The following is a 23,529-nucleotide window of genomic DNA, read 5'->3' as shown; positions in this document are numbered from 1 at the left end:
CGACCTTCGCCAAGCAAGGTGACCCTAAGTAGGGGATGCCGGGGTCTGCGCCCCGCAGATATCTTGATGTCAAGACAAGTCTAGCCCAGGCGTCGACTCCCCCGTGCGGGTACCCGTCTCCGGCGCGCCGAAAGGTCGGTCGGGATTCGTCCCGAGATCTCTCCCACGCACGCGCGTGCGCCCCTAACATGCGGGGCAGCGAGTCCGGTACGGCCCACCGTGTGGGTCCGGAGCGTGGCCTCGGGAACACGCCCGGGGTATGGGCGCATCGGGTGGGATGGCGACGAGGGGAATGACGCCATGAAGCGGATCCGGATCGGGATACTGGGCGCGGCTCGCATCGCGCCGGCCGCGCTGGTCAGGCCCGCGCGGCTGATCCCGGAGGTACGGGTCGCCGCGATCGCCGCACGCGACCCGGCCCGCGCCGACACCTTCGCCCGGCGCCAGGGCATCCCGCGCGTGCACGCGACCTACGCCGATCTGATCGCGGATCCCGAACTGGACGCGGTCTACATCCCGTTGCCCAACGGACTGCACGCGCACTGGACGACCCGGGCGCTGGCGGCCGGCAAGCACGTGCTGTGCGAGAAGCCGATGGCCGCCAACGAGGCCGAGGCGCGGGAGATCGCCGACGCCGCGGAGCGTGCGGGCCTGGTCGCGATGGAGGCATTCCACTACCGCTACCACCCGCTCGCGGGGCGGATGCGGGAGATCGTCGACGACGGCGAACTGGGCGAGATCCGCCGGATCGACACCTCGATGTGCTTCCCGCTGCCGCTGCCGGGCGACATCCGCTACCGCTACGACCTCGCGGGCGGATCGCTGATGGACGCCGGATGCTACGCCGTACACCTGATGCGGGTGCTGGCGGGCGACGGCGACCCGATCGAGGTCCTGGGCGCGCGGGCGCTCACCGTACCCCGCGACCGCCGAGTGGACCGCGCGATGTCGGCCCGGCTGCGACTGCCGGGCGGTGTCCTGGGCGCGGTGCACGCGTCGATGTGGTCGCGACGCCTGCTCGACATGCGCGCGCACGTGGTGGGCACGCGCGGCGAGATGCGCGTATTCAACTACCTGATGCCGCACCTGCCGCACCGGTTCACCGTGAGCGTGGCCAAGCGCCGGCGGCACGAACACCTGGGCGAGGCCGCGAGGACGCCGACCTACCGCCTGCAACTCCAGGCGTTCGCGGACGCGATCCGACTCGGCCGGCCGACCCTGACGCCCGCGGCCGACGCGGTACCCACCCTGCGCGTCATGGACGCGATCTACCGCGCGGCCGGCCTGCCCCTGCGCGGGGAGGCCACCGCCACACGCTGAGCGAGCGGCTCAATGCATGATGTAGTGCAGGATGACGTCGTGCACGTGCCGGCCCTTGTCGTCGCTGCGGAACTCCACGCTGTAGGTCTGCGTGCCGACGTGGATCGCAATCTCGCTGGAGCTCAGGTAGGAGCCGGTGAAGCTCTTGTTGGAGACCATGCTGACGCTGCTGATCTTCGAGTAGGGCAGCGAGGTGATCGCGATTTTCTTGCCCACGAAGCTGTTGTCCTGGATGATCGCGCGCCGATCGGTCAGGCCGATGAACCCGGTGCCGACACCCTTCGCGTCGTAGACCGCGATGATCTGCTCGCCCGGGAGCAGACCGCTCTGGATCTTCTCCAACTGCTCACGCTTGTCGAAGACGACGTTTCCCGCCCCGCTCATCCCGTGCTCCTCCCGGTGGACCTGCGACACCCAGCCTAAGGCCGCCCGATCAGCGCCATTCGCCCGTGTCGTGGAAGTGGGTCAAGGTTGCCTCGTATGGAGTGAGATCCAACTCCTGGCGGGCCAACCACTCGTCCGAGTAGTACGAGTGCGCATAGCGCTGGCCGCCGTCGCACAACAGCGTCACGATCGAGCCGGTACGCCCCGCGGCGCGCATCTCGGCGACCAGGCGCAGCGCGCCCCAGAGGTTGGTGCCGGTCGAACCGCCGGCCTTGTGGCCGGTGCGGCGGTGCAGTTCGCGCATCGCCGCCATCGACGCGGCGTCGGGGACCTTGATCATGCGGTCGACGATGTTCGGCATGAAGCTGGCCTCGACCCGCGGCCTGCCGATGCCCTCGATCCGCGACGAGCACGCCTCGGCGTACGCGGGGTCGTGCGTGCGCCACCCTTCGAAGAAGGCCGAGTTCTCGGGGTCCACGACGCAGATCTTGGAGTGGTGTCGGCGATAGCGCACGTAGCGGCCCATCGTCGCGCTGGTGCCCCCGGTGCCGGCGCCGACGACGATCCACTCGGGGATGGGGTGCCGCTCCTCCGACATCTGCTCGAACACCGACTCGGCGATGTTGTTGTTGCCCCGCCAGTCGGTGGCGCGCTCGGCGTAGGTGAACTGGTCCATGAAGTGGCCGCCGGTCGCCGCCGCGAGCGAGCGCGAGACGTCGTAGACCGTGGCGGCGTCGTCGACGAGGTGACATCGTCCGCCGTGGAACTCGATCAGCTCGATCTTCTCGGGACTGGTCGTGGCGGGCATGACCGCCACGAAGGGCAGGCCGATCTGGTTGGCGAAGTACGCCTCCGAGACGGCCGTGGAGCCCGAGGACGCCTCGATCACGGTGGTGCCCTCCTCGATCCACCCGTTGCACAGGGCGTAGAGGAACAACGATCGTGCGAGGCGGTGCTTGAGCGAGCCCGTGGGGTGGGTGGACTCGTCCTTGAGGTAGAGGTCGATGCCCCACTCGGTGGGCAGCGGATAGGCGAGCAGGTGGGTGTCGGCGGAGCGGTTCGCGTCGGCGCTCACCTTGCGGATCGCCTCGTCCACCCAGTCCCGGGTCTTCGCGCTGAAACGGTCCACATCGTTGCCCACCGGCGTCACGTCGACTCCCCTGGCTGGTTCCTGTCCCCCGTGCCGGGCGTGGATGACGAGGGCTGTGGGATCGATGGTCATCGATCGCCGCCCAGGCTACGGGCCGACCCGCCATCTGCGGGACCAACCCCCTGAAAGGCCTATGAGCTGCGCATACGTATTCTCGGCCGGAACGTGTGACGTGTCGGGGGGTCCGCCGCGTCTATGGGGTGGGTACGCGCGAGGGCGCGTAGGGACGAGGAGGGCCTATGGCGGGCTTCGACGCTGAGCCGGCCGATTTCCTGGAGTTCGCCAATGCCTGCAGCGGTCGGCTGTTCCGGACGGCGTGGCTCCTGTGTGGCGATTGGCATCTCGCCGAGGACCTCGTGCAAACGACGCTGGGCAAGCTGTACCGGGCATGGAAGCGGGTCAGCCGGGCCGACAGCCCGGAGGCATACGCGCGCACCGTGCTCACGCGCACGTATCTGTCCCACCGGCGCAGGCTGAGCAGCACCGAGCAGCCGTACGCGGACCTGCCGGAGGGTGCCGGTCCCGAGCAGGACCAGGCGTTGCGGCTGACCCTCCTGAAGAGCCTGGCCGAACTGCCGCCCAAGGACCGGGCGGTCTTGGTCCTGCGCTATTGGGAGGACCTGAGCGTGGAGCAGACGGCACGGCAGATGGGCGTGTCCGAGGGAGCCGTGCGCAGTAGGTCCATGCGGGCGCTGGAGAAATTGCGGAGCCTGCTCGGGAGCGAGTCCGGCTGGCTTTCCGCCGCATGAGGGGTCGACGAGTGCACCGCCGGCACGGCCGTACGGCTGGTGAACGAGACGACCCGGGTTCATACGGATGGCGAGGAGACGGTACGTCTATGGGGTCCGAGGAAAAGGAACTGGCGGCCGCGATGCGGACGTCGGCGTCGGGGCTGGTGCCCCCGACGGGATTGGTCGCGGGCGGCATCGCCCGAGGCAGACGGATGAAGCTGGTCCGCCGTCTCCAGGTGGGCGCGTCCGCCGCGGCGGTGCTCGCCGTGGCGGGCACGACCGTCCTCGCCGTCTCCGGCGGGGACAACGGTGGCGACCGGCATGTCACGGGCCCGGCCGGCATCGCGACGGAGATCCCCGCCCCACCGACCGCGACGGCACCCAAACCCGGGCCGACCCTGTCCGCACCCACCGGCCTGGTGCCCGTCCTGCCGCCGGTGCTGCTGCAAAACCTCCTGCAGCGTGTGCCGCAGGGCCTCGTGCGCTCCGGAGTCACCGGGTCGGATCAAACAGTCAAAACGTCCGCGGGCATACGCAGCGCGGGCGCGTCGGTGTCGTTGGTCCTCGACGACTCGTCCGGCCCCACCTTGTTCTCGGTGACGGTACGGCAGGACGCCGAGAAATCCGACGAGGTCCACTGTCCGCCGCAGGACGGCAGTACCAAGGCCACGTGCACGGACCGCAAGATGGGGAACGGCACCCGCGTGGTCGAGCGTCAGGACTGGGTCTACCCCGCGTCGGCGGACACCCCGGCAAACCGTGCCGACGGCAAGGCCGGTCCGTCGGGAAGAGGACCGAAGGACTGGTCCGTGCGCGTCGAGCGCCCCGACGGCGTCGTGGTCGAGATCAGGGAGATCGCCTCCCGCGAGGAGAAGGGCCCCGTCAGCCGGGAGACGCCGATCTTCCAGATGGACGCGTTGCGCGGATTCGCGCTCGATCCGGTCTGGAGGGTATGGATCCCACCCGAGATCAACAAGATCGCCGACAGCGCCCTGCCGGTATTCGTCCGCGCTTCTTCCTCGGACGCGAAGTACGAGCCGCAGCTGCCGCCGGCGAACGCGCCGTCCGGTCCGACGGGCAGCAGTGGGAAGGCCGTTCCGCCTGCGGAACCGTTCGCGGGAACATGGTCGGCACACACCCGCGGCACTGCGCCGGGGACCGCATCTCCCAGCACGTCGACCCCCGGCCCCGGAAACAGCGGCTGAAGATCTCCGCCGCCTGTCGGGCATGACCCGGCGGTGTCCGGGCAGGCGCCGGACGTCGAGCCCCCGAGCGCCTCTGACTCCCCCTCACGCTTCGGGGGCTCGATGCCGCCCGCAGCCGGACGTCTGGGATCCTGACGCGGGGTCCTGCCGACCCCGCGGATTCTCGAGAGAGGCGGTCGCGATGACCGGGGGCATAGGTATCGGTCTGGGCGGCGTGGGGTTCGAGGGTGGCTACGCGCAGTACGGCCCGACGGACGCCGAGGAGCGTGCCCGACACATCCTGCAGGTCTTCGACCGTGCCTTCGGCGCGCTGATCGACGGCGACCCGGCGGCGTTCCGGGTGAAGTTCCGCAAGATGGCCGCCTCGGCATTCGCGTTCTACCGGGGCACGGCCTGCCTGTTCTACGCCGACTTGGACGGCCGCGAGGATCCCTTCCTCGACGAGCGCACCTCGCGGGTGTGGATCCACGGCGACCTGCACGCGGAGAACTTCGGCACGTACATGAACGCGGACGGCAAGCTCGTGTTCAACGTCAACGACTTCGACGAGGCGTACGTCGGCCCCTGGACCTGGGACGTCAAGCGGTTCGCCGCCAGCCTCGCGCTGATCGGGCACGGCAAGGCGCTGAGCGACGACACCATCGCGTCCCTGGTCGCCGCCTACGGCGCGGCCTACCTCGACCAGCTTCGCCTGCTGACCGACAAGACCACGCCCCAGGACTCCGCGCTGACCCTGGCGACGACCGAGGGTCCGCTGCTGGAGGTCCTGCGCCGGGCCCGCCTGCAGACCCGCATCGAATTGTTGCGCTCGGAGACGGTCGTGGCCGACCACGAACGGCGGTTCGCCTTGTCGGGCGGCGCGTTCGAGCTGCCGGACGACGTCAAGGCGACGGTCCTGGAGGCATTCCGCCGCTACCTCGACACACTGCCCCCCGCGACCCGGCAGCGGCCGGACACCTACGAGGTCAAGGACGTCGTGGGTCGGCGCGGAGTCGGCATAGGCAGCGCCGGTCTGCCCTCGTACAACCTGCTGATCGAGGGGAACACGGAGGCGCTGGAGAACGACGTGATCCTGTACATGAAGCAGGGCCAGACGCCTTCGGTCAGCCATCACGTCACCGACCCCGAGGTGCGCTCCTACTTCGAGCACGAGGGACACCGCACGGTCATCTCCCAGCGCGCCCTGCAGGCGCACGCGGACCCGTGGCTCGGCTACACCGACATCGACGGGATCGGGCAACTGGTCGCCGAGGTCTCACCCTACGCGAACGACCTCGACTGGTCCGACCTCAACGAGGTGGACACGATCACGGAGGTCGTGGAGTACCTGGGCCGCGCCACCGCGACGATGCACGCCGTCGCGGACGAGGAGAGTGGTCACACGCTCGTACCCTTCTCGACCGAGGACGCCATCCGCACGGCGATCGAGCGCGACGAGGATGGCTTCATCACGTCGCTGGTGGACTTCGCACACGCCTATGGCGCACGCGCCCGGGCCGACCACGCGATCTTCGTGGACCTCTTCCGCAACGGTCTGATCCGGGGTTTGTAGCCCCGCCTCGAGGCCCGGAGGGGCACCACGCCGGCGTCCGATTCCCGCCGGCCCCCGGGCCGGGAGCGGGTGACACTGGTCGACGTGATGGACGACGAGCAGTGCTACCGAGCGTGCAGCAGCCGAGACAGTCGGTTCGACGGCTGGTTCTACATGGCGGTCACAAGCACCGACATCTACTGCCGGCCGAGTTGCCCCGCGGTCAAGCCGAAGCGGGAGAACGCGAGGTTCTACCCCTCCGCGGCGGCCGCGCAGGCGGCGGGTTTCCGGGCGTGCAAGCGCTGCCGTCCGGATACCTCGCCGGGATCGCCGGAGTGGGACGTGCGCGCCGACGTGGTCGGCCGGGCGATGCGCCTGATCGCGGACGGCGTCGTGGACCGCGAGGGCGTGGGCGGCCTGGCGGGTCGCCTCGGCTACAGCGACCGCCAACTGAACCGCCTGCTGATGGCCGAGGTCGGCGCGGGCCCCCTCGCGCTGGCCCGGGCCCGGCGGGCGCAAACGGCCAGGGTCCTGTTGGAGACCTCCGATCTCCAGATCGCACAGGTCGCGTTCGCGGCCGGCTTCGCGAGCGTGCGCCAGTTCAACGACACGGTGCGCGAAGTGTTCGGGCGCACTCCGACGGAGGTGCGCGGGCGCGCCGGCGCGCGAGGCGTCGAGCCCGGCGAGATCCGGCTGCGCCTGCCCTACCGGGAGCCGATCGCACTCGCACACGCGCTCGACTTCCTGGGTCTGCGGGCGGTGCCCGGCATCGAGGAGTACGCGCACGGCGTCTACCGCAGGGTGCTGTCTCTCCCGCACGGCACCGGGGTGGTCGAACTCTCCCCCGGCCCCTCCTGGGTGTGGTGCCGTCTGGTCCTGGCCGATCTGCGCGACCTGGGCGCCGCCGTGCAGCGCTGCCGCCGCCTGCTCGACCTGGACGCGGACCCGCTCGCGGTGGACGAGGCACTGGGCAACGCCGAACTCGCCGACGGCGCGCTGGCCGCCCTGGTGCGGGCCACACCCGGGCTACGCTCGCCGGGCCATGTGGACCCCGACGAACTCGCCGTGCGGGCGGTGCTCGGCCAGCAGGTCTCCGTCGCAGGCGCGCGCACGATCGCGGGTCGGCTGACGTCCCTGTACGGCAAGCCGCTGCCCGCACCTCAGGGCACACTCACTCACGCCTTCCCTGCAGCCGCCGCGCTGGCGGACGCGGATCCGGCCGATCTGCCGATGCCCAACGCGCGTAAGAAGGCGCTCTTCGCGCTCACCGGCGCACTCGCGTCCGGCGCCGTTCGCCTCGACCCGGGGGTCGATCGTCGGGCCGCCGAGGCTGCTTTGTTGGCCCTTCCGGGCATCGGCCCCTGGACGGCGTCGTACATTCGACTGCGGGCACTCGGCGATCCGGACGTGTTCCTGCCGACGGATCTGGGCGTCAAGCACGCGCTCGCGGGCTTGAACCTCTCGATCTCGGCGGCGCAGTCGTGGTCCCCGTGGCGCTCGTACGCACTGCACCACCTGTGGGCGAGCCTGTCCGCAACGTCCACCGTCTCGGTGAAGGAAGTCGCATGAACCAGGACGCCCTGTTCGAGGCCGTCGAAGCGCCCGACCCCAACGTGCCTCCCGCCGTGTTCAACACCCCCCTCGACGGCCCTCGTCGATACGCGACGATGGACTCCCCCGTCGGCGAGCTGCTCATGATCGGCGACGGCCGCTCGCTCACCGCCCTGTTCATGGGCGCGACGCCAAAAGCGGACTGGGTACACGATCCCGGTGCGTTCGGTGAGACGAAGGCGCAGTTGAGCGCTTACTTCGCCGGCGAACTGCGCGAGTTCGACCTGCCGTTGGCGCCGGTCGGCACGGCCTTCCAGCTCAAGGTCTGGTCGGCCCTGACCACCATCCCGTTCGGGCACACCATGTCCTACGGCGGCCTGGCGACGAGGTTCCTCGGCCAACCGACCGCCTCCCGAGCGGTCGGGCTCGCCAACGGTCGCAACCCGATCAGCATCATCATCCCGTGTCACCGGGTGATCGGTGCGAACGGCACGTTGACCGGCTACGCCGGCGGACTGCCGCGCAAGCAACGCCTGTTGGCCCTGGAGAACGTCCGCGTCACGGGATAGCGAGGCCGCCTTCGACGACACCACCGCGGCCACGGGACTCACGACTGGAAGGCTCGCCGCACGAGCGCGGCCACCTGTCCCCGGCGGAGCGTGTCGTGCCAGGTGAAACGCAGCACCAGGGCGCCCACGAGAGCGAGTTCGTTGGCCCTGGCCCGATCGCGAAACAGCGCGTCGGGCCGCGAGTGCACGTCCATCCCGTCCGCCTCTGCGAAGACGGGCCGCAAGCCGGTGAGCCACGCGAGGTCCACCCGGGCCCGACCGCCGCCGGGCAGGGCGACCTCGTGCTGCAACTCGTCCGGCGCGACCCCGCCGCGCACGCAGTCGAGCCGTACCCGCGACTCCAACGGGCTCTCGGCTCGCCCGTCCGCGATCGCGAGCAGTGGTCGCACTCGGCCCGCGCCGGGACGGCCCGCCGACACCCGCTCGATTCCCACGAGGTCTGCCTCCTCCACCAGTCCCAGGTGCAGCGCCGAGTCGAGCACCGCGAGACCTTCCTCGGGCGACAACCTCGGGACGAGGTCGGCGAGCGTGCGCACCGGCGTCGTCACCGGCAGGCCGTCCACCGTCACGGTCTCGTCGGCTCGCAGCCGACGGCGATACGCCACGATCCCCGGACCACCACGACGCGAGGCGGTATCGGGCGTCGCCACGTGCACACATGCCTCGTGTGGCACGCCACGCATCCCGTGCATACGGGCCGCACTGTGCAATACGGCGACGGCCCGCTCTCCATACGCCGCGAGCCCGGCACGCAACAGCCCGCGCGAGGAGAGCAGACATCGATCGGCATCGACGTGCCCCACGCCGCGTGCGATCTCGCGCACCTTCCCAGCGTTCACGAGCCTTCGCCACACCTGTCCGGATACTCCGGCGGATGTCGCTCGTTCCCGTGTCACCACTCCGTCGTACTGCCATGCCAGCTCCCGCAGGACTCGTAGGGCCTCTTCCATTCCCGGATCCTGGTCCGTGCGGCCGGCCGCGTGCTGCCGGCGACGGGAGCTGTGGACAACCGGGCACTTGTGGACAACTTGAGGCACACTTTGCCGGATTCGCGGATGATCTTCAGCTGCTCGACATCTTCATGATCATCGAGGGCCGCCCAACGGCCGGCCCCAACCGGTGTGATGGGCGCGTCCCCACTGCCTCCTGTCCCGAGGATCGCCATGCCCGACATCCGCAAGCACCGGCGCATCGCCGCCGTGTGCGCCGCGCTCGCCCTCACTGCGGGCGCGAGCGCCGCGTACGCCGAGAGCCGCCCCACCCCCCGCGCGGCCGCCCCCACGAGCGCGGCCCCCGCCGCGCCCGCCAAGGTGTCCTTCAACGTCGTCAGCGACGTACAGGGCGACCTGGCGGACTTCGGCCGGGCGCTCGACCAGATGAAGGTCGTCAACCCCGACAGCCGCGCGCTCGTGGTCAACGGCGACATCACGCCGCGTGGCTACAAGGCCGAGTACGACCAGGTGAAGCAGGTCCTGAACTCGCGCCCGCACCCGGCGAACACGTACTTCACGATCGGCAACCACGAGTTCTACGTGCCCAAGTACTGCAACCCGGACAAGCTGTGCCAGGAGACCTGGCCGAACGGCACGACCGAGCAGTCGCTGTTCCAGAACTTCTACGATTTCACCGGCCTCGACAAGGTCTACTACGAGCGCGTCGTCGACGGTGTGCCGATGTTGTTCCTCGGCACCGAGAAGTACATGAAGTACAGCGACCCGTCCAAGTGGGACGAGGTGTGGTTCAGCGAAGAGCAGCTGACCTGGCTCGAGCAGCGGATGAACTACTGGGAGGCACAGGGCAAGCCCACGTTCGTGTTCTCGCACCACGTCCTTCCGGACACGGTGTCGGGCACGCGCAACAAGCTCTACAAGTCGGACTACCTCCAGGCCGACCGGCTCATGAACATCCTGGGCGCCCACAAGGACGCCGTGCTGTTCACGTCCCACACGCACTGGGATCTGAACCTGTCCGACTGGGCCGTGCGCAAGGTCGTGCCGGGGACCGGCAACCTCGAAGGCTTCACGGTCGTCAACACCGGCGCCGTGCAGACCCAGTGGACCGACAACGGCTCCGGCGGCGAGAGCGCGCTGGACGGGCTGGAGAACAGCGGGCTTCAGGTCGAGGTCGCGAACGACCGGGTGACGATCAAGGCACGCGACTTCCGGCGCAACCACTGGATCAAGGAGCTGAACGTCCAGCTCCACACCAAGTGCGCGGCGGCCAAGCCGTGGACGGAGTCGATGACGTACAACAACGGCGACACCGTGGTGTGGAACAACCGCACCTGGCGTGCCAAGTGGTGGACGCGCGGCGAGACGCCGGGCACGACCGGCCCGTGGGGCGTGTGGGAGGACCAAGGCGCCTGCTGATCAGCTGCGACCGAGCCGATGGGGGTGGGACCGTGCCTCGGGCGGTCCCACCCCCATCCGTGCCGTCGAATTCGCGAACAGCGGCGCGACGACGGCGCGGGCCACGTGCTGTGCGCGGCGGGTCGAGCGCACGCGAGCGCTACCGGGCCCCGGCTCGAGGTCCGGCCGTTGTCGAACCGGGCGGCGCGGGCAGGACTTCCGCCGCGAGAGCCGGCTCCGCGTCGGAGGTCGAGGTCGCCGGCAGCCGAGGCGGCCCGATCGTGGGATCGACCCGCACGAGGGTGAGATCGCCGTCGGCGAGCACACCCGCCCGCCGGCGCGCAGCCACCCATCGGGCAAGTTCCGAAGGGCCGCTTGCCGCGGGTTCCCGCAGTTCCTCCCACGGCCGGCCGCCCGCCAGCGCCGTGCGCAGGAACCATGCGCCCGCCGTGTCGTTGGCGACGTACAGCAGGTCGCGGTCGGTCCAGGTGCCCCGCGCGCATCGCACCCGTCGGGCAACCGCCGCAGGATCCGCGCCGTTGCTGGTCGCGACATCCACCCGCCGAGAGGTCGGGAACACACGCCAGAGACGGTCACCGCGGACCTGGAAAAGGTACGCGTCGCCGAGCACGGCCGCGGCCCACTGGCCCCGTCCCGACAGCCACGGGTGCGGCGCGAGGTGTGCGGCGAGGACTGCGGACGCGTGTGCCCCACGGGTCAACTTGCGGAGTTCGTAGGGCTGTACCGGCATCCCGCGCCGGTCCCGCTCGACCAGGTAGCGCCTGGTCAGATCGGGCCATCGGTCCGCCGCCCGCGCCAACACGTCCGCGAAGCCCGTGCCTCCGCACAGCAGCGGTGTGGGCGCCGCCCCGCAGGCGCGGACCAGGAGTTCGGCCCAGCGCCGTGCGAGCAGGCTCTCCGCGGCGCCGTCCGCGAGCGCGACGCGCAGTGCGCCGGGTCGGTCCACCCGGGCTCTTCTGCAGGCGGGCCCGGCCGGGGTCAAAAACCCCCGGCCGGCGCCGTCACCGATCCAGACCGCGTCCTCGTACTCGAGTGGTTCGCCTTCGTGCCGGTGCAGCGCCAGGACCGTGACGTTCGCGCGCACCGTGCCGTCTCCTCTGTGGTGGTACGAAAACCTCTCAGCCGCGTACGCCCGCGATCGGGTTGGGGATGTCGACGTAGACGGACTGGGTCTCCAACGGGACTTCGAGTTCGTCGAGACCCGCGACGCGGGTGAGCAGGTTGGCTTTGCACCGCAGTGTGGCACCGTCGAGGAGGCGGTCCACCAGCGGGCGTCCGGCCGGATGATCGGTGCGGGTGCGCACCAGTCGGTCGCGGAAGATCGCGATCAACGCCTGTTCGTCCGCCAGTCCTTGCGCACCCATCGCACCCACCAGACCGAGCACGTTGTTGATCGCCAGGTAGTAGCCGAGCCGTTCGTCGATCACATGATCGGGACACCACGTGCCCAGATCCCGACCCGCGCCCGGGAGCCAACGCGCCAGGCGAGCGCCCCGTTCGGCGGAAAAGTAGTAACCCTGGTTGCCCCGATAGCGACCGCCGATAGGGCGGCCGTCGGTGTCCAGCACGACCATCGTGTTCTGCTGATGCGCCTCCAGGCCCAAGCCGTATTCACCGTGCAACCACAGGATCGGCGCGACCAACACGTCCAGATAGCGCCGAAACCACGACTCCGCGGTCTCCCGCAGCGGTGTCGCGGTGCGCGCGGCGAGCGTGTACAGCACATCGGCGAGCATCGACCTGCTCCGCGCCAGGTCCGGGCGCGGAGCAGCCAGGCCCGCGATGCAGTGCACGCGATCGCGCGCGCCGAACGGGTTGTCGCGCACCACGAGTTCGAGCCCCGACTCGCCACGCCCGCCCGGGATGTCGACGGCGATCCAGCCCAGGTCGCGCAGCACGTCGAAGCCGGGATGGGCAGAATGCATGACCCGCTTGAGGCCGGCGTCGAGCATCCGGTGCACCGCGAGACCGCGGCGCAGTTCACTGCGGTGGTTCTCGCGCCGGGAGTTGGTGATCTCGACGCCGAGCGAGGTCTTGAGCATCACAGGCGCGCCGGAGCGGTACACCGTGCGCAGCGAGGATGTCGCCGACCAGGCGGGACCGCCGGGCCCCAGGTCGCGCAGCAGGCCGCGATCCAGGAGGGCCGCGATGCCCGGGCGGGCGAGCACGTCCCGGGCCTGCCACGGGTGCGCCGGCAACGCGACCATGCCCGGAGGCAGGTTCACGTCGCCCTCGGCGAGGCCGGCGAGGACGACCGGCACAGGCCGCCCCAGGTCGCCGTCGTGAACCGCGACCGAGGGGTCGACGGCGAACCAGTGCAACGGGAACGAGCCGCGGAGTTCCGGCGAGTAACGCGGCGAGGATGGTCCGTACATGCCCTGCCGGGATGCCGGCGAGGGGTGCATCGGGTGACCGAGCACGATCGACTGCTCGGTGCTCAGGAACGGTGTGTTCCCGGCAACGTCCTCGGGCGACTTGCGACGCTCGGAAAGGTGGTGCGCGATCCGCCGGGTCGAGTCGATGACCCGGTCCGTCATGTCGGCGATCGCGGTGATCGAGCCGACGCGACCGTGCGCGGCCTCGATCGCGAGCAGGACCGCGAGCGTGGTGGCGTCCAGTGCGACGCCGCTGCTCAGTCGGACCGGTCCGAATCGGTGCATGCCCGTCTCGGATCGATACAGGATCGGCGCGACGACGGTGCTGGCGGTCGCGGGCAACGGAAGCCGTAACGGGCCGTCCGCCGGTACCACCGTTCCGCTCTCGCGGATGCGGCAGCGCAGCAGATTTTCGATGGCCGCGTGATCGGCGGCGCGCGCCGGCACGGGATCGAGCAGCGGATCGGTCGAGACCCGGTCACCGGGGCCGGAGTGCCGCGCGGCGCCGAGTACCGCACCGGTGCGCGGGTGTTCGGGTTCGACGTGGGCCGGATGGTCACGCGCCGGCGAGGGTTCGTCGCCGGCGGGCCCCGGGGTGGGCTTTCGAGGGCTGCCCGGTCGCGCCGGCTCCGGAAGCGCCTCCGCGGATGTCGACATGTGCGGTACGTACCTCCCCTGGTCTGCACGGCCGTGGGTCGGACTACGGTTCGGATCGTGGACGCGGTCCATTCGCCACCGCTCCGAGGGACGTTCACCGTACGGCAATCCGTTGGTTATCAGAATCATGTCCCGCAACAGGCCCGCGTGTGCGGGCTTTGCGCGATGGCGACCCCTCGTCATGATCCGCGACACCGTCGGGCACGGCATCGACGGCGAATGCGAGCCACCACCCGAAACGTCGTCACCGAGCGGTTCGGAGGACTCCTCCGCACGATACGAACCTCCCGGTAACAGTGACGTCGACGGCCGGAACAGGCGTTTCCGAGCCGGTTTTCCGTCCGCCCGCGCCGGCCCGTGAACATGCCGGTGGGCCTGGGGCGGATCCGCCCATCCGCCGGTGGCGATCGGGACGGACGAGGGGAAGCCACGCGGCACACCCCTCACTTCCACAAGGAGCTTGCACCACTTCGGGACGCCTCGGGGCACTTGTGGAGGATATCCCTGCGACGATCGCGTGATCCGCCGATCGCCATCACGCATCGCCGTCATGCGGTTACGATACGAATGCCCTTGTCCCGCGGGCGCCGAGGGTCGCATGCGAAGGGAATCTCACGATCCGTTCCGCGCGTCCGCACGGGAGCCCGCACCCGCAGGGGCTCCGTCACCGTCCACCTCGGCCGATCTCACGTGCGCTTACGACGGGTTCGACCGCACGCGCTCACCGTGGGCGCGGTATGCCCGCGCCTGCCGGGAAGGGGATCAGGCGACCGGCCACGGCAGTATCACCCACAGCGTCTTGCCGTCCGGGTGGGCCTCGATGTGAATCTGACCGGCGAGTTCGGTGACGATGTTGCGGACGATCAACAGGCCGCGGCCCGACGTGTCGTCGACCGTTTCCAACAGGGCGACCGGACGGTAGGGATGGCGGTCGCGAACACCCAGCCACAGCCAGCCGTCGTGCACGGTGCACGTCACCGAGACCTCCGGCGACAGTACGGCCGCGTGTTCGACGGAATTGGTGATCAGTTCGGAGGCGACCAACTTGAGGGCGTAGCCCAAGTCGTGCCCGTAGGGCAGTCCCCAGTAGGTCAGATGGTCGGCGAGGGCACGCCGGGCCTGTGCGACGGAGGCGGGTTGGGCGGGCAGGGTGAACCAGCAGGATCGCTCGTATCCCGTTCCCATGTCACCCCTTTCGGCACCGCGCCTCAGCGTACTGACCGGCGCGCTTGCGGGCGCACGGTTGACGATTCGTCATATCGCTACGATTCGATGATCGGTCGCGTGTGTGAGCGAAGGTCGACATGGGCAAGACCATCGCAGTCCACGTCCCTCCCGGCGTGTGATTGTGAGCGCCGAACAACGGCATTCCTTCGCGAATGACCGGATTGTGCACGGTGCGGATTCCAGAAGGGTGACTACCTGTGGTGGAAGATCTCGATGCCGTCGAACAGGCCATGCTGGCCAATCTCCTCGACGGTCGGCGGCCTCGTCGGCGCAGTTCGGAAACGCCGACCCGGTCCAATCGACAACACCAGCCGCCGCAGCAGCGCCGTCAGGCGCAGTCGGTGCCGCGCGCGGTCATCCCGGCGCCGGCGCCCACCGCGGCTCCCAATCGCGACGCTACGCGCGTACTCGACATCGGTCGGGTGATCAAGCAGATCGACCCCCGAACCACGCCGGAGCAACGCCACGCGATGGCGACGAGTTGGACCCAGCTGGACCTGACGGCGGCCCAGGTGTTGGCCTGGCTGACCGCCGGCATCCTGCCCACCGAGTACAAGCTCGCGGCCGCGTGCCTGGAGCAAGGCCTGACACCGCAGGACATGAAGACCCGCCTCGAGGGCGTACGCGTGGTGGAGCGACTGCGCAGCGAGGGCGTCGACGGAGTGGTGGCCCTGCTGCGCAGCGGCGCCGCGTAGGCGGGCCGCATCGAGGCACATCGCGGGCCCGGGCCGGGATGATCATTGACATGGTTCATTACCCAGCCTAGCTTTTAGCGATGTGAAGGATTCGGGGGCGGGTACCGCCGCCCCACCCACTCTGACGCATCGCCAGATCTTGCTGGTCTTTTGCGGGTTGATGCTCGGCGTCATGCTGGCATCGCTCGACGCGACCATCGTTTCGACGGCGATGCCGACGATAGTCGCCGACCTCGGCGGGCTCGAACATCTGGCGTGGGTGACCACCGCGTACACCCTCGCCACCGCCGTCTCGATCCCGCTGTACGGCAAGCTCGGTGACGTACACGGCCGCAAGCGGCTCTTCCAGTTCGCCATCGTGGTCTTCCTCGCGGGCTCGATGTTGTGTGGAATCGCCCAGTCGATGGGGACCCTGATCGCCTTCCGGGTGATCCAGGGGCTCGGCGCCGGCGGGCTCATGAGCAACGCGCAGGCCATCATCGGCGATCTGGTGCCACCTGCGGAGCGCGGTCGCTACCAGGGGTTCATCGCGTCCACGGTCGCCTTCTCGACCGTGTGTGGGCCCCTGATCGGCGGCTTCTTCACCGAAGCGCTGTCGTGGCGGTGGGTGTTCTATGTGAACATCCCACTGGGCGCGGTGGCTCTGATGGTCACGTCGGTGGTGCTCAGGCTGCCGCGCAAGGCTTATACCAAGCGTCCGTTCGACCGGTACGGGCTCGCGCTGCTCACCTGCGGGACCAGCGCCCTGATCCTGTTCACCAGTTGGGGCGGAACGCAGTACGCCTGGATCTCCGCGCCGAGCCTGGCCCTGGCCGGCACTGCGGTCGCCATGCTTGCGGCATTCGTCCTGGTCGAGCGGCGCGCAGTCGATCCGTTGATCCCCCTACGGCTGCTCTCGCGCAATACGATCGTGCGCGTCGCATGCCCCCTGACCATGGTCACCGGGTGCCTGACCATCGGGATGAGCACCTTCCTGCCGATCTACCAGCAGATCGTGCGCGGTCACGGGCCCACCGAGTCGGGGCTGCTGCTCGCGCCGATGATGCTCTCGATGATGGTCTGTTCGACCCTGACGGGTCGGTTGATCTCGCGGATCGGCAAGTACAAGCGTTTTCCCCTGATCGGCACCCTGCTCGCCGCGGCCGGGCTCGCGGTGTTGTCACTGCTCGGCACCGACAGCCCGTACCCGCATCTGCTGATCGGACTGATGGTGCTGGGATTCGGTCTCGGCACGATCGGACCGGTCACCACACTCGCGGTGCAGAACTCGGTCGACCAAGCCGACATCGGCGTGGCCACCGGCCTCAACTCGTTCGCGCGCTCGATCGGTTCGGCGCTGGGCGCGGCCGTGCTCGGAGCGGTGTTCGCACACGGGCTCGCCGACGGCGCCGTCGCGGGTGGGGCCGGCGAGAGCGGCATGGGCGTGACACGGCAGGCGATCGACGCGTTGCCGGCGGGGCAACGGGAGGCGACACTGGCCGGATTCGCGGACGCTCTGGACGCGGTGTTCCTCGCCGCGATCCCGATCGCGGTGCTCGGCTTCGTACTCGCACTGCTGCTGCGGGAGATCCCGCTGCGCCGGGGACCGAAGCATCTGACGGCCGCGTCAGCGGACACCGAGCGCAAGCTCTCCGAGGCCGGCTGACATATCGCGCAGGTCCTCCGCCGCGTCCCAGGCCCAGTGGTTGGGGTTGGCGGCGAGCGCCTCGTCGGTCTCCAGTCGGCGCAATGCGAGTCCGGCCAGGTCCGGGACCAGTTCGTGGTGGCCCCGCTCCTTCAGTCGATGCAGCACCGCCACCACGTCGCACACGCGTCGGGTGAGGCTGCGTTCGGGAACACCCTCGATCAGCCGGGACAGGCCGTAGCCGGCCATCAGGCCCAGGATCATGCCGCGTATGGCCGGTAGGTCGTGCCGCTCCCGCGCCGGTTCGAACCGGCGCCACCAACGCGCCCACGCCTCCGGCTCGGTGGTCGCACGGGCCTCGAAGGCGGTACGGCGCGGCAGCGGGGACGTGGAGCGCGTGGATCCGGCGCGCATCAACCGTTCGAGCGCCGCGTCGACCGCGGCCTCCAACTCGGGATGCGGCGAAGGCACTCGGTCGGTGTCCCGAACCTGCTCGGCGGCCGTCACGGTCATCGTCGTCATGCGATGTATTGGAGCGGAGTGTCGCGTTGCCGCGCCCTGCGATCACTCGAACGAGGGACACTGTGTCGTATGAACGAGTGGGAGCTGTGGCGCCAGGACGACAATGGCGCACGTTTCCGGATCCGGGGTTACGCCGACCGGGTCGGCGCGATCGCCGGGCGGTTGGTGATCGAGTCCGGAATGCCGCACAAGCAGGTGTACTGGGTGGCCGGGCCACGCGTCCCGACCTGCCCGACGCCGGCCGACGCCGCGGACCTGATCCAGGCGCTGTCGGCGACTCCGGAGCCGTCGGCCGCCGCGTTCCTCGCCGCGTTTCGGCGGGCCGGCGAATCGTTGCGGGACGATGGTCGGTTGGAGCCCGACACCATAGCGGCCGTGTTCCGCGCCGCATGGGACACCGCCGAACCCGCTGCCGGAGAGTGGGAGTCGGGGTCCGACGCCGAATCCGGGCATGCCGACGATCCCGTGTCCGCACCCGGCCGGGCCCGGGAGCATCTCACCCGCGCCGCCGTCGCGTTGCGGATTCGGGACCCGCAGGCGGTCATGCGCTGGCAGGATCTGCTCGACCTCGTGACGCACGTGCCGCGCTGACGGCGGTCGCCGGGCAGGTGGTCGCCGGGGGAGTCGGCGTCGCGGGGGCAGGGACACCCATCGACTCAGGGGGAATCGATGCGCGAGCTCCAGGCCGGCGATCCGACGCGGATCGGGCCCTATGCGATCCATGGCCGACTCGGCGCCGGCGGTATGGGGCGGGTCTATCTGGGCCGATCGCCCGGTGGGCGGCCCGTCGCGGTGAAGGTGATTCACGCCGAGTTGGCCCAGGATCCCGACTTCCGGGCCAGGTTCCGGCGCGAGATCGACGTCGCCCGCCGGGTGCAGGGCTTCTTCACCGCACCCGTGCTGGACGCCGACGCCGATGCCGACGAGCCGTGGCTGACCACCGCCTACATACCCGGGCCGTCGTTGCACGCGGCAGTGGTCGAGCAGGGGCCGCTGCCCGTCGAGGCCGTGCGGGTGTTGGCCGGCGGCCTCGCCGAGGCCTTGGCCGCGCTGCATACCGCGGGGGTGGTGCATCGGGACCTGAAGCCGTCCAACGTGCTGTTGGCCGAGGACGGCCCGCGCGTGATCGACTTCGGCATCTCGCGGATCGGCGAGCAGACCGCGCTGACCCGCACCGGCAGCACCATCGGCTCCCCCGGCTATCTCGCCCCCGAGCAGGCGCTGGACATCGAAGTGGGGCCCGCGGGGGACGTGTTCGCGCTCGGCGGTGTCCTGGCCTACGCCTCGACCGGCCGACCACCCTTCGGAGGCGGCCGTGTGGAGGCTGTGGTGTACCGCGTCGTGCACGGCGAGCCGGATCTGGACGGTGTACCGCGCGAACTCCGGGGCCTGATCCAGTCCTGTCTGGCCAAGGATCCCGAGGACCGCCCACCCGCCGCACAGGTACTGGCCTACCTCCAAGCACTCGGCGTGGACGCGCACCCGGCCCCGGACACATGGCTCCCCGAAGCCGTCACCACGATGCTTCCCGCGCACCAAGCCCCTGCCGGCTCCTTGCCCACCCCCGCGCCGTCCGGGCCGCCCATGCCGGCTCCCCTGCCCGCCGCCGCCCCGCCCCACCCCGCTCCCCCTGCCGACGACTCGCGCCCGTCGGTCACCCACCCGCTGCCCGCGCGCCCGGCGCACGACCTGGTCGTCCCCGCACCGCCGCCGAGCCACGTACCGACCTACACGTCCTCACCCTGGGCGGTGCCCTCCGCCGAACCCCGCAGGCGTGGTCGCGCGGGTCCGATCGCGGCCGCCGTCGTGGCCTGCCTGCTGGCCGTGGGCACGGCGGTGGCCGTGCCCAGGCTTGTCCACGACGACTCCCCCGCCGCCCATCGGACCGACCCGCCGACCACGGGCACCCCCTCGACCCGGCCCTCCGCCGCAGGGCGCGTGTCACCGGGCGACGGCACCCCCGGCGGTACCGCCCCCACCGCCGCGGTCGTGCCCCCGACCGCCGGGACCCGCGCCACGGCAGCCCCGCCGAACTCCGGCGGTGAGACGCGGCACAGCCTCCAGGGCATCACCTTCGCCGTGCCTGCGGGCTGGACCGTCGAACAGGGCGCGGACGGCCCGAACGTGGTGTGCGTGTTGCCGCCCACCGCGCTTCTGGGTCGCCCCAACGACGGGTGCGCGGTGGACGGCGTGGAGATCCGCCTGCCGGACCCGCCCGGTGACGAATGGGGGCGGGCACTGGATCTCGAATCCGGTTCCGGGTGGGTCTGGCAGGGCGACGCGTGGTGCCGCGGCACCATCCCTCACGGCAGCGCGTTGACCACGTCCTCGGCGATCGTGGAACGAGGTCTGCGCCCGGTCGGGAACAAGTCCGCCGACTATCGGCGCTGGACGGCCGGTTGCGACAACGGCTCCTCCTATCACCCACGCGTGTGGTGGTTGCCGGTCACGAAGCTCTCGATCGAGACCTTCGCGATGCCGCCGAGGTTGGACGCGACGGTCGATCGCATCGCCGCGTCCTTCGACTTCTCGGGCTACTCGGGCGCCCAGGGGTGACCGGCGGTCCCGACCGCGCTCACGGCTTCTCCCAGATCTCGAACGCCCTTACCGTGAACGGCACATCGGGGACGAAGACGCCCTCACCCGGATAGGTGCTGAAGTCGCCTTCCGTGGCGCATTCCCGGCTCTGATACATCGTCACGTAGCGATCCATGCGGTTCGCGAAGGACAGCGCATCGACCCCCTCGGGGAGGGAGACACACTGCTCCACGTTGGAATCGGCCAACTCGAAGCTCGCCGTCGGTGCGCCCGCGAAGCCCGGAGAGGGCCAGAAGCACACCTGCCCGGGCGCACACGCGGACGCGGCAGCGGTGTCGGCGGATGCGCCGGGCGCTCCCACCGCGGTCAACAGGCTCGTGGTCAAGGCCAGCGCGCAGACAAAACGGCGTCGCATGCGGTTCATGGGATGTTCCCCGTTCGTCGAATCCGTGCCCCGGTTCCGACGTGTTTCCACGGTCGCTCGTGGAGGGGGAAAACGCACGCGAATGGCGGTGAATTAGCTCTAAAGAGTGCATCGGATATCAATATCCCGCATCCGGGAACCGAAGTGCGAAACGTTTCGTCAGTGTAGGTATCGGCTTTACTCGGAGGCTGTCATGGCTGTTGTGTCCGTCCCTCGTCGCCATCTCGTCCGCTCCGCGCTCGGTGTCGCCGCCGTCGTCGGCATCGCCGCGACGACCGTGTTGTCCGGAACGGCGCAGGCCGCCGGCGCCACCTACCTCACCAACATCCGCGCCGGGGAACACGCCACCTACGACCGCGTGGTCCTCGACTTCTCCGCCGGCGTGCCCGCCTACGGGAGCACCACGAGCAACGAGCTCTACCAGTGCGCGAGCGGGAAGCCGATCAGCTTCCCCAACAGCGCCGAGTACCTCGAGTTGGACATCGCGAGCGCCGCCCACGACGACAACGGCAACCCCACCTATACGGGCCCGCGTCAGGTGACGACCAACCTGCCCTCGCTCACCGGATACGCGATCACCTGCGACTTCGAAGGCAAACTCAAGGTCGGCATCGGCTACAAGAGCAATGTGCAACAGGTGGTCACGTCCGTTCTGACCAACCCGAGCCGCATCGTTATCGACGTCCAGCGCTGATCGACGTCCGGCGCCGATCGGGAGTCGACCGCTCGGTCGCCGCGACCGACCCCCGATCACGTGGTCATCCGCCGTTCGACCGCCGCCGGTTCGGCGGCGGTCGGCACCATCGGCGAATCAACCGCGAGCGGGCACTATGTGGACCTCGTACATCCGCTCCGCGTTTCTCGTTCAGCGCCGGCTACATCCACGTCTCGGCGGACGGGGCCCGCGGGCCCGGCCACGGCGCCGCCTTCGAGTCGGATCGGCGCGCTCAGATCCCGCCGTGGTGTCGATGGAAGGCCTCGGCCTCGACACCGTCGTCTTCGGCGCCCACCGCCGTGCGTACCGCGTCCGACAGACCGCGCGCCCGCATCCGTCGTGGACCCGCGGCGACCATCGGATCGCTGTTCAGGTCCTTCAACAGCGCAACACACAACGCCATCATCACCAACACGAACGGCAACGCGACCAGAATGGTCGCCTGCTGAAGAGACTTGAGCCCGCCCGCGACCAGCAGTACAGCGGCGACCGCGCCGATCAGGGCGCCCCATACGACCACCAGCAGGCGACCCGGCCTCAGTGAGCCCCGGCTGGTCAGCGAACCGAGCACCAGAGACGCCGAGTCGGCCCCGGTGACGAAGTACAGCGCGACCAGGACCATCGTCACGGTCGCGGTGACGCCGTACAGGGGCAGTGCGTCCAGCATCGCGAACAGCCCCGATTCCGGCCCCTCGGCGACCTTGGCCACCAGGTCGGCCGTGCCGGTCTGTTGCATCCGCAGCGCGGTCCCGCCCATCACCGCGAACCAGACGGTGCTCGCCCCGCTGGGTACGAGCAGTACGCCGATCACGAACTGGCGGACCGTCCGGCCGCGTGAGATGCGTGCGATGAACGTCCCCACGAAGGGGGCCCAGGAGAGCCACCATGCCCAGTAGAAGATCGTCCAGGAGCCCATCCACGCGTCGCCGCCGAAGGTTCCGGTGCGGGTCGCCGTGGTCAGCAGGTCGTTGAGGTAGCTGCCGACCGAGGCCGGCAACACGCCGAGGACGTACACCGTCGGGCCGACCACGAAGACGAACAACATGAGCATCAGCGCGAGCAGCACGTTCGCCGTGCTGAGCCACTTGACGCCGCGATGGATCCCGCTGAACGCGGACACCACGAACGCGGCCGTCAGGGCCACGATGATCACCACGTGCAGTGTGGAGGTGTCCTCGATGTCGGTGGTGAGGTCGAGGCCCTTGGCCACTTGGAGGGCACCGAGACCGAGGCTCGTGGCCGAGCCGAACACGGTCGCGAAGATGGCGAGCAGGTCGATCGCCCGGCCCGCCGCACCGTCCGCGTGCCGACCCAGGAGCGGCACGAATGCCGCGCTGACCCGATTTCCCCGACCGCGCCGGAAGGTCGCGTACGCGAGGGAGAGGCCGGCGATCGCGTAGATGGCCCACGGGTGCAACGTCCAGTGGAACAACGTCCATTCGAGCGCCGCCCCGGCCGCGCCCGGGGTCTCCGGGACCGCTCCCGAGGCCGGTGGCGGGGTGGTGAAGTGCTGGATGGGCTCGGCCACCGCGTAGAACATCAGCCCGATGCCCATGCCCGCGCTGAACATCATCGCGATCCAGGCTCCGGTGCCGAACTCCGGTTCGTCGTCGTCTCGGCCCAGGCGGATCCGACCGTACTTCGACAGGGCGATGAACACCGCGAGCACCAGGAAAAGGTCGGCGGCGACGACGAACAACCAGCCGAAATTGCGGATCGTCCAGTCGAGGCCGGTCGATGCCGCCGTATCGAGCGAACCCTTCGCGAAGACGCCCCAGAGGACGACGGCGAGAACAGCGGCGAAGCCGATGCCCGCGACGACCGGGTCCACGCGAGGCGCGGCTGCGGCGTCCCGGCTCGATCCGCTCACTGAGTCATCCTTTTCGTCTGGGTATGCCCCGCATCACATCGTGCGGGCTCGCGGATCGGGACGAGGGGGGCG

21 protein-coding genes are annotated in these 23,529 nt (G+C 69.9%); 12 read left to right on the top strand and 9 right to left on the bottom strand.

Annotation, left to right across the window (positions count from 1 at the left end):
• The first annotated feature begins 300 nt into the window (after positions 1-300).
• Positions 301-1,320: a Gfo/Idh/MocA family protein gene (locus ACWGR4_RS00365; RefSeq protein WP_452129970.1), complete on the top strand. Its 1,020-nt coding sequence runs from the start codon at positions 301-303 to the stop codon at positions 1,318-1,320.
• A gap of 9 nt (positions 1,321-1,329) precedes the next feature.
• On the opposite strand, the gene ACWGR4_RS00360 is transcribed toward ACWGR4_RS00365, so the two are convergent.
• Together ACWGR4_RS00360 and ACWGR4_RS00355 are read right to left on the bottom strand one after the other, a co-directional pair.
• The gene (locus tag ACWGR4_RS00360) at positions 1,330-1,704 is read right to left on the bottom strand and encodes a PH domain-containing protein (RefSeq protein ID WP_379996323.1); all 375 of its coding nucleotides are present in this window, start codon (positions 1,702-1,704) and stop codon (positions 1,330-1,332) included.
• A 49-nt stretch (positions 1,705-1,753) separates the two neighbouring features.
• Complete coding sequence (locus tag ACWGR4_RS00355) at positions 1,754-2,926, bottom strand: PLP-dependent cysteine synthase family protein (protein ID WP_452129969.1); 1,173 nt, start codon at positions 2,924-2,926, stop codon at positions 1,754-1,756.
• Between the two features lie 167 nt (positions 2,927-3,093).
• On the opposite strand from ACWGR4_RS00355, the gene ACWGR4_RS00350 reads away from it, so the two are divergent.
• The 5 genes from ACWGR4_RS00350 to ACWGR4_RS00330 all read left to right on the top strand — a co-directional run bounded on the left by ACWGR4_RS00350 (position 3,094) and on the right by ACWGR4_RS00330 (position 8,441).
• Positions 3,094-3,603 carry a SigE family RNA polymerase sigma factor gene (locus ACWGR4_RS00350; RefSeq protein WP_379996319.1) on the top strand — a complete coding sequence of 170 codons (510 nt, stop codon included), beginning with the start codon at positions 3,094-3,096 and terminating at the stop codon, positions 3,601-3,603.
• 89 nt (positions 3,604-3,692) lie between these two features.
• Positions 3,693-4,790 carry a hypothetical protein gene (locus ACWGR4_RS00345; protein WP_452129968.1) on the top strand — a complete coding sequence of 366 codons (1,098 nt, stop codon included), beginning with the start codon at positions 3,693-3,695 and terminating at the stop codon, positions 4,788-4,790.
• A 181-nt stretch (positions 4,791-4,971) separates the two neighbouring features.
• The gene (locus ACWGR4_RS00340; protein ID WP_452129967.1) at positions 4,972-6,342 is read left to right on the top strand and encodes a DUF2252 domain-containing protein; all 1,371 of its coding nucleotides are present in this window, start codon (positions 4,972-4,974) and stop codon (positions 6,340-6,342) included.
• Positions 6,343-6,429: 87 nt separating this feature from the next.
• Positions 6,430-7,890 carry an AlkA N-terminal domain-containing protein gene (locus ACWGR4_RS00335; RefSeq protein ID WP_452129985.1) on the top strand — a complete coding sequence of 487 codons (1,461 nt, stop codon included), beginning with the start codon at positions 6,430-6,432 and terminating at the stop codon, positions 7,888-7,890.
• Positions 7,887-8,441, top strand: a complete 555-nt coding sequence (locus ACWGR4_RS00330; RefSeq protein WP_380042765.1) for a methylated-DNA--[protein]-cysteine S-methyltransferase — start codon at positions 7,887-7,889, stop codon at positions 8,439-8,441. The genes ACWGR4_RS00335 and ACWGR4_RS00330 overlap by 4 nt, the downstream gene beginning before the upstream one ends.
• Before the next feature lie 38 nt (positions 8,442-8,479).
• Here the strand turns inward: ACWGR4_RS00330 and ACWGR4_RS00325 are convergent, their stop codons facing one another.
• A complete protein-coding gene (locus ACWGR4_RS00325; RefSeq protein ID WP_379996310.1) occupies positions 8,480-9,265 on the bottom strand; it encodes a hypothetical protein in 786 nt (261 codons plus the stop codon).
• Positions 9,266-9,604: 339 nt separating this feature from the next.
• Between ACWGR4_RS00325 and ACWGR4_RS00320 the strand changes: the two genes are divergently transcribed.
• Positions 9,605-10,810: a DUF4073 domain-containing protein gene (locus ACWGR4_RS00320; RefSeq protein ID WP_452129966.1), complete on the top strand. Its 1,206-nt coding sequence runs from the start codon at positions 9,605-9,607 to the stop codon at positions 10,808-10,810.
• Between the two features lie 139 nt (positions 10,811-10,949).
• Here the strand turns inward: ACWGR4_RS00320 and ACWGR4_RS00315 are convergent, their stop codons facing one another.
• The 3 genes from ACWGR4_RS00315 to ACWGR4_RS00305 form a co-directional block, all read right to left on the bottom strand.
• Complete coding sequence (locus tag ACWGR4_RS00315; protein WP_452129965.1) at positions 10,950-11,894, bottom strand: hypothetical protein; 945 nt, start codon at positions 11,892-11,894, stop codon at positions 10,950-10,952.
• 34 nt (positions 11,895-11,928) lie between these two features.
• A complete protein-coding gene (locus ACWGR4_RS00310; RefSeq protein ID WP_379996303.1) occupies positions 11,929-13,842 on the bottom strand; it encodes an IucA/IucC family protein in 1,914 nt (637 codons plus the stop codon).
• A 762-nt stretch (positions 13,843-14,604) separates the two neighbouring features.
• Complete coding sequence (locus tag ACWGR4_RS00305; RefSeq protein WP_078974902.1) at positions 14,605-15,027, bottom strand: ATP-binding protein; 423 nt, start codon at positions 15,025-15,027, stop codon at positions 14,605-14,607.
• Positions 15,028-15,269: 242 nt separating this feature from the next.
• Between ACWGR4_RS00305 and ACWGR4_RS00300 the strand changes: the two genes are divergently transcribed.
• Both ACWGR4_RS00300 and ACWGR4_RS00295 read left to right on the top strand, forming a co-directional pair.
• Positions 15,270-15,764 (top strand): hypothetical protein, encoded by a 495-nt coding sequence (locus tag ACWGR4_RS00300; protein WP_452129964.1) that lies wholly within the window; start codon positions 15,270-15,272, stop codon positions 15,762-15,764.
• An 82-nt stretch (positions 15,765-15,846) separates the two neighbouring features.
• Positions 15,847-17,409, top strand: a complete 1,563-nt coding sequence (locus ACWGR4_RS00295; protein ID WP_452129963.1) for an MDR family MFS transporter — start codon at positions 15,847-15,849, stop codon at positions 17,407-17,409.
• On the opposite strand, the gene ACWGR4_RS00290 is transcribed toward ACWGR4_RS00295, so the two are convergent.
• The gene (locus ACWGR4_RS00290; protein ID WP_452129962.1) at positions 17,371-17,910 is read right to left on the bottom strand and encodes a hypothetical protein; all 540 of its coding nucleotides are present in this window, start codon (positions 17,908-17,910) and stop codon (positions 17,371-17,373) included. The genes ACWGR4_RS00295 and ACWGR4_RS00290 overlap by 39 nt on opposite strands.
• 69 nt (positions 17,911-17,979) lie before the next feature.
• Between ACWGR4_RS00290 and ACWGR4_RS00285 the strand changes: the two genes are divergently transcribed.
• Positions 17,980-18,501: a hypothetical protein gene (locus ACWGR4_RS00285; RefSeq protein ID WP_452129961.1), complete on the top strand. Its 522-nt coding sequence runs from the start codon at positions 17,980-17,982 to the stop codon at positions 18,499-18,501.
• 78 nt (positions 18,502-18,579) lie between these two features.
• The gene (locus tag ACWGR4_RS00280) at positions 18,580-20,466 is read left to right on the top strand and encodes a serine/threonine protein kinase (RefSeq protein ID WP_452129960.1); all 1,887 of its coding nucleotides are present in this window, start codon (positions 18,580-18,582) and stop codon (positions 20,464-20,466) included.
• A gap of 19 nt (positions 20,467-20,485) precedes the next feature.
• Here the strand turns inward: ACWGR4_RS00280 and ACWGR4_RS00275 are convergent, their stop codons facing one another.
• Positions 20,486-20,863, bottom strand: a complete 378-nt coding sequence (locus ACWGR4_RS00275) for a peptidase inhibitor family I36 protein (RefSeq protein ID WP_452129959.1) — start codon at positions 20,861-20,863, stop codon at positions 20,486-20,488.
• Between the two features lie 202 nt (positions 20,864-21,065).
• Here ACWGR4_RS00275 and ACWGR4_RS00270 point away from each other — a divergent pair, with 202 nt between their 5' ends.
• Complete coding sequence (locus tag ACWGR4_RS00270; protein WP_452129958.1) at positions 21,066-21,566, top strand: AMIN-like domain-containing (lipo)protein; 501 nt, start codon at positions 21,066-21,068, stop codon at positions 21,564-21,566.
• Between the two features lie 253 nt (positions 21,567-21,819).
• Here the strand turns inward: ACWGR4_RS00270 and ACWGR4_RS00265 are convergent, their stop codons facing one another.
• Positions 21,820-23,457: a BCCT family transporter gene (locus ACWGR4_RS00265; RefSeq protein WP_452129957.1), complete on the bottom strand. Its 1,638-nt coding sequence runs from the start codon at positions 23,455-23,457 to the stop codon at positions 21,820-21,822.
• Positions 23,458-23,529 lie beyond the last annotated feature (72 nt).

The organism is Embleya sp. NPDC055664 (assembly GCF_053618075.1).
The sequence above is the reverse complement of the archived record's forward strand: the minus strand, read 5'-3'. Positions and strand labels throughout refer to the sequence as shown.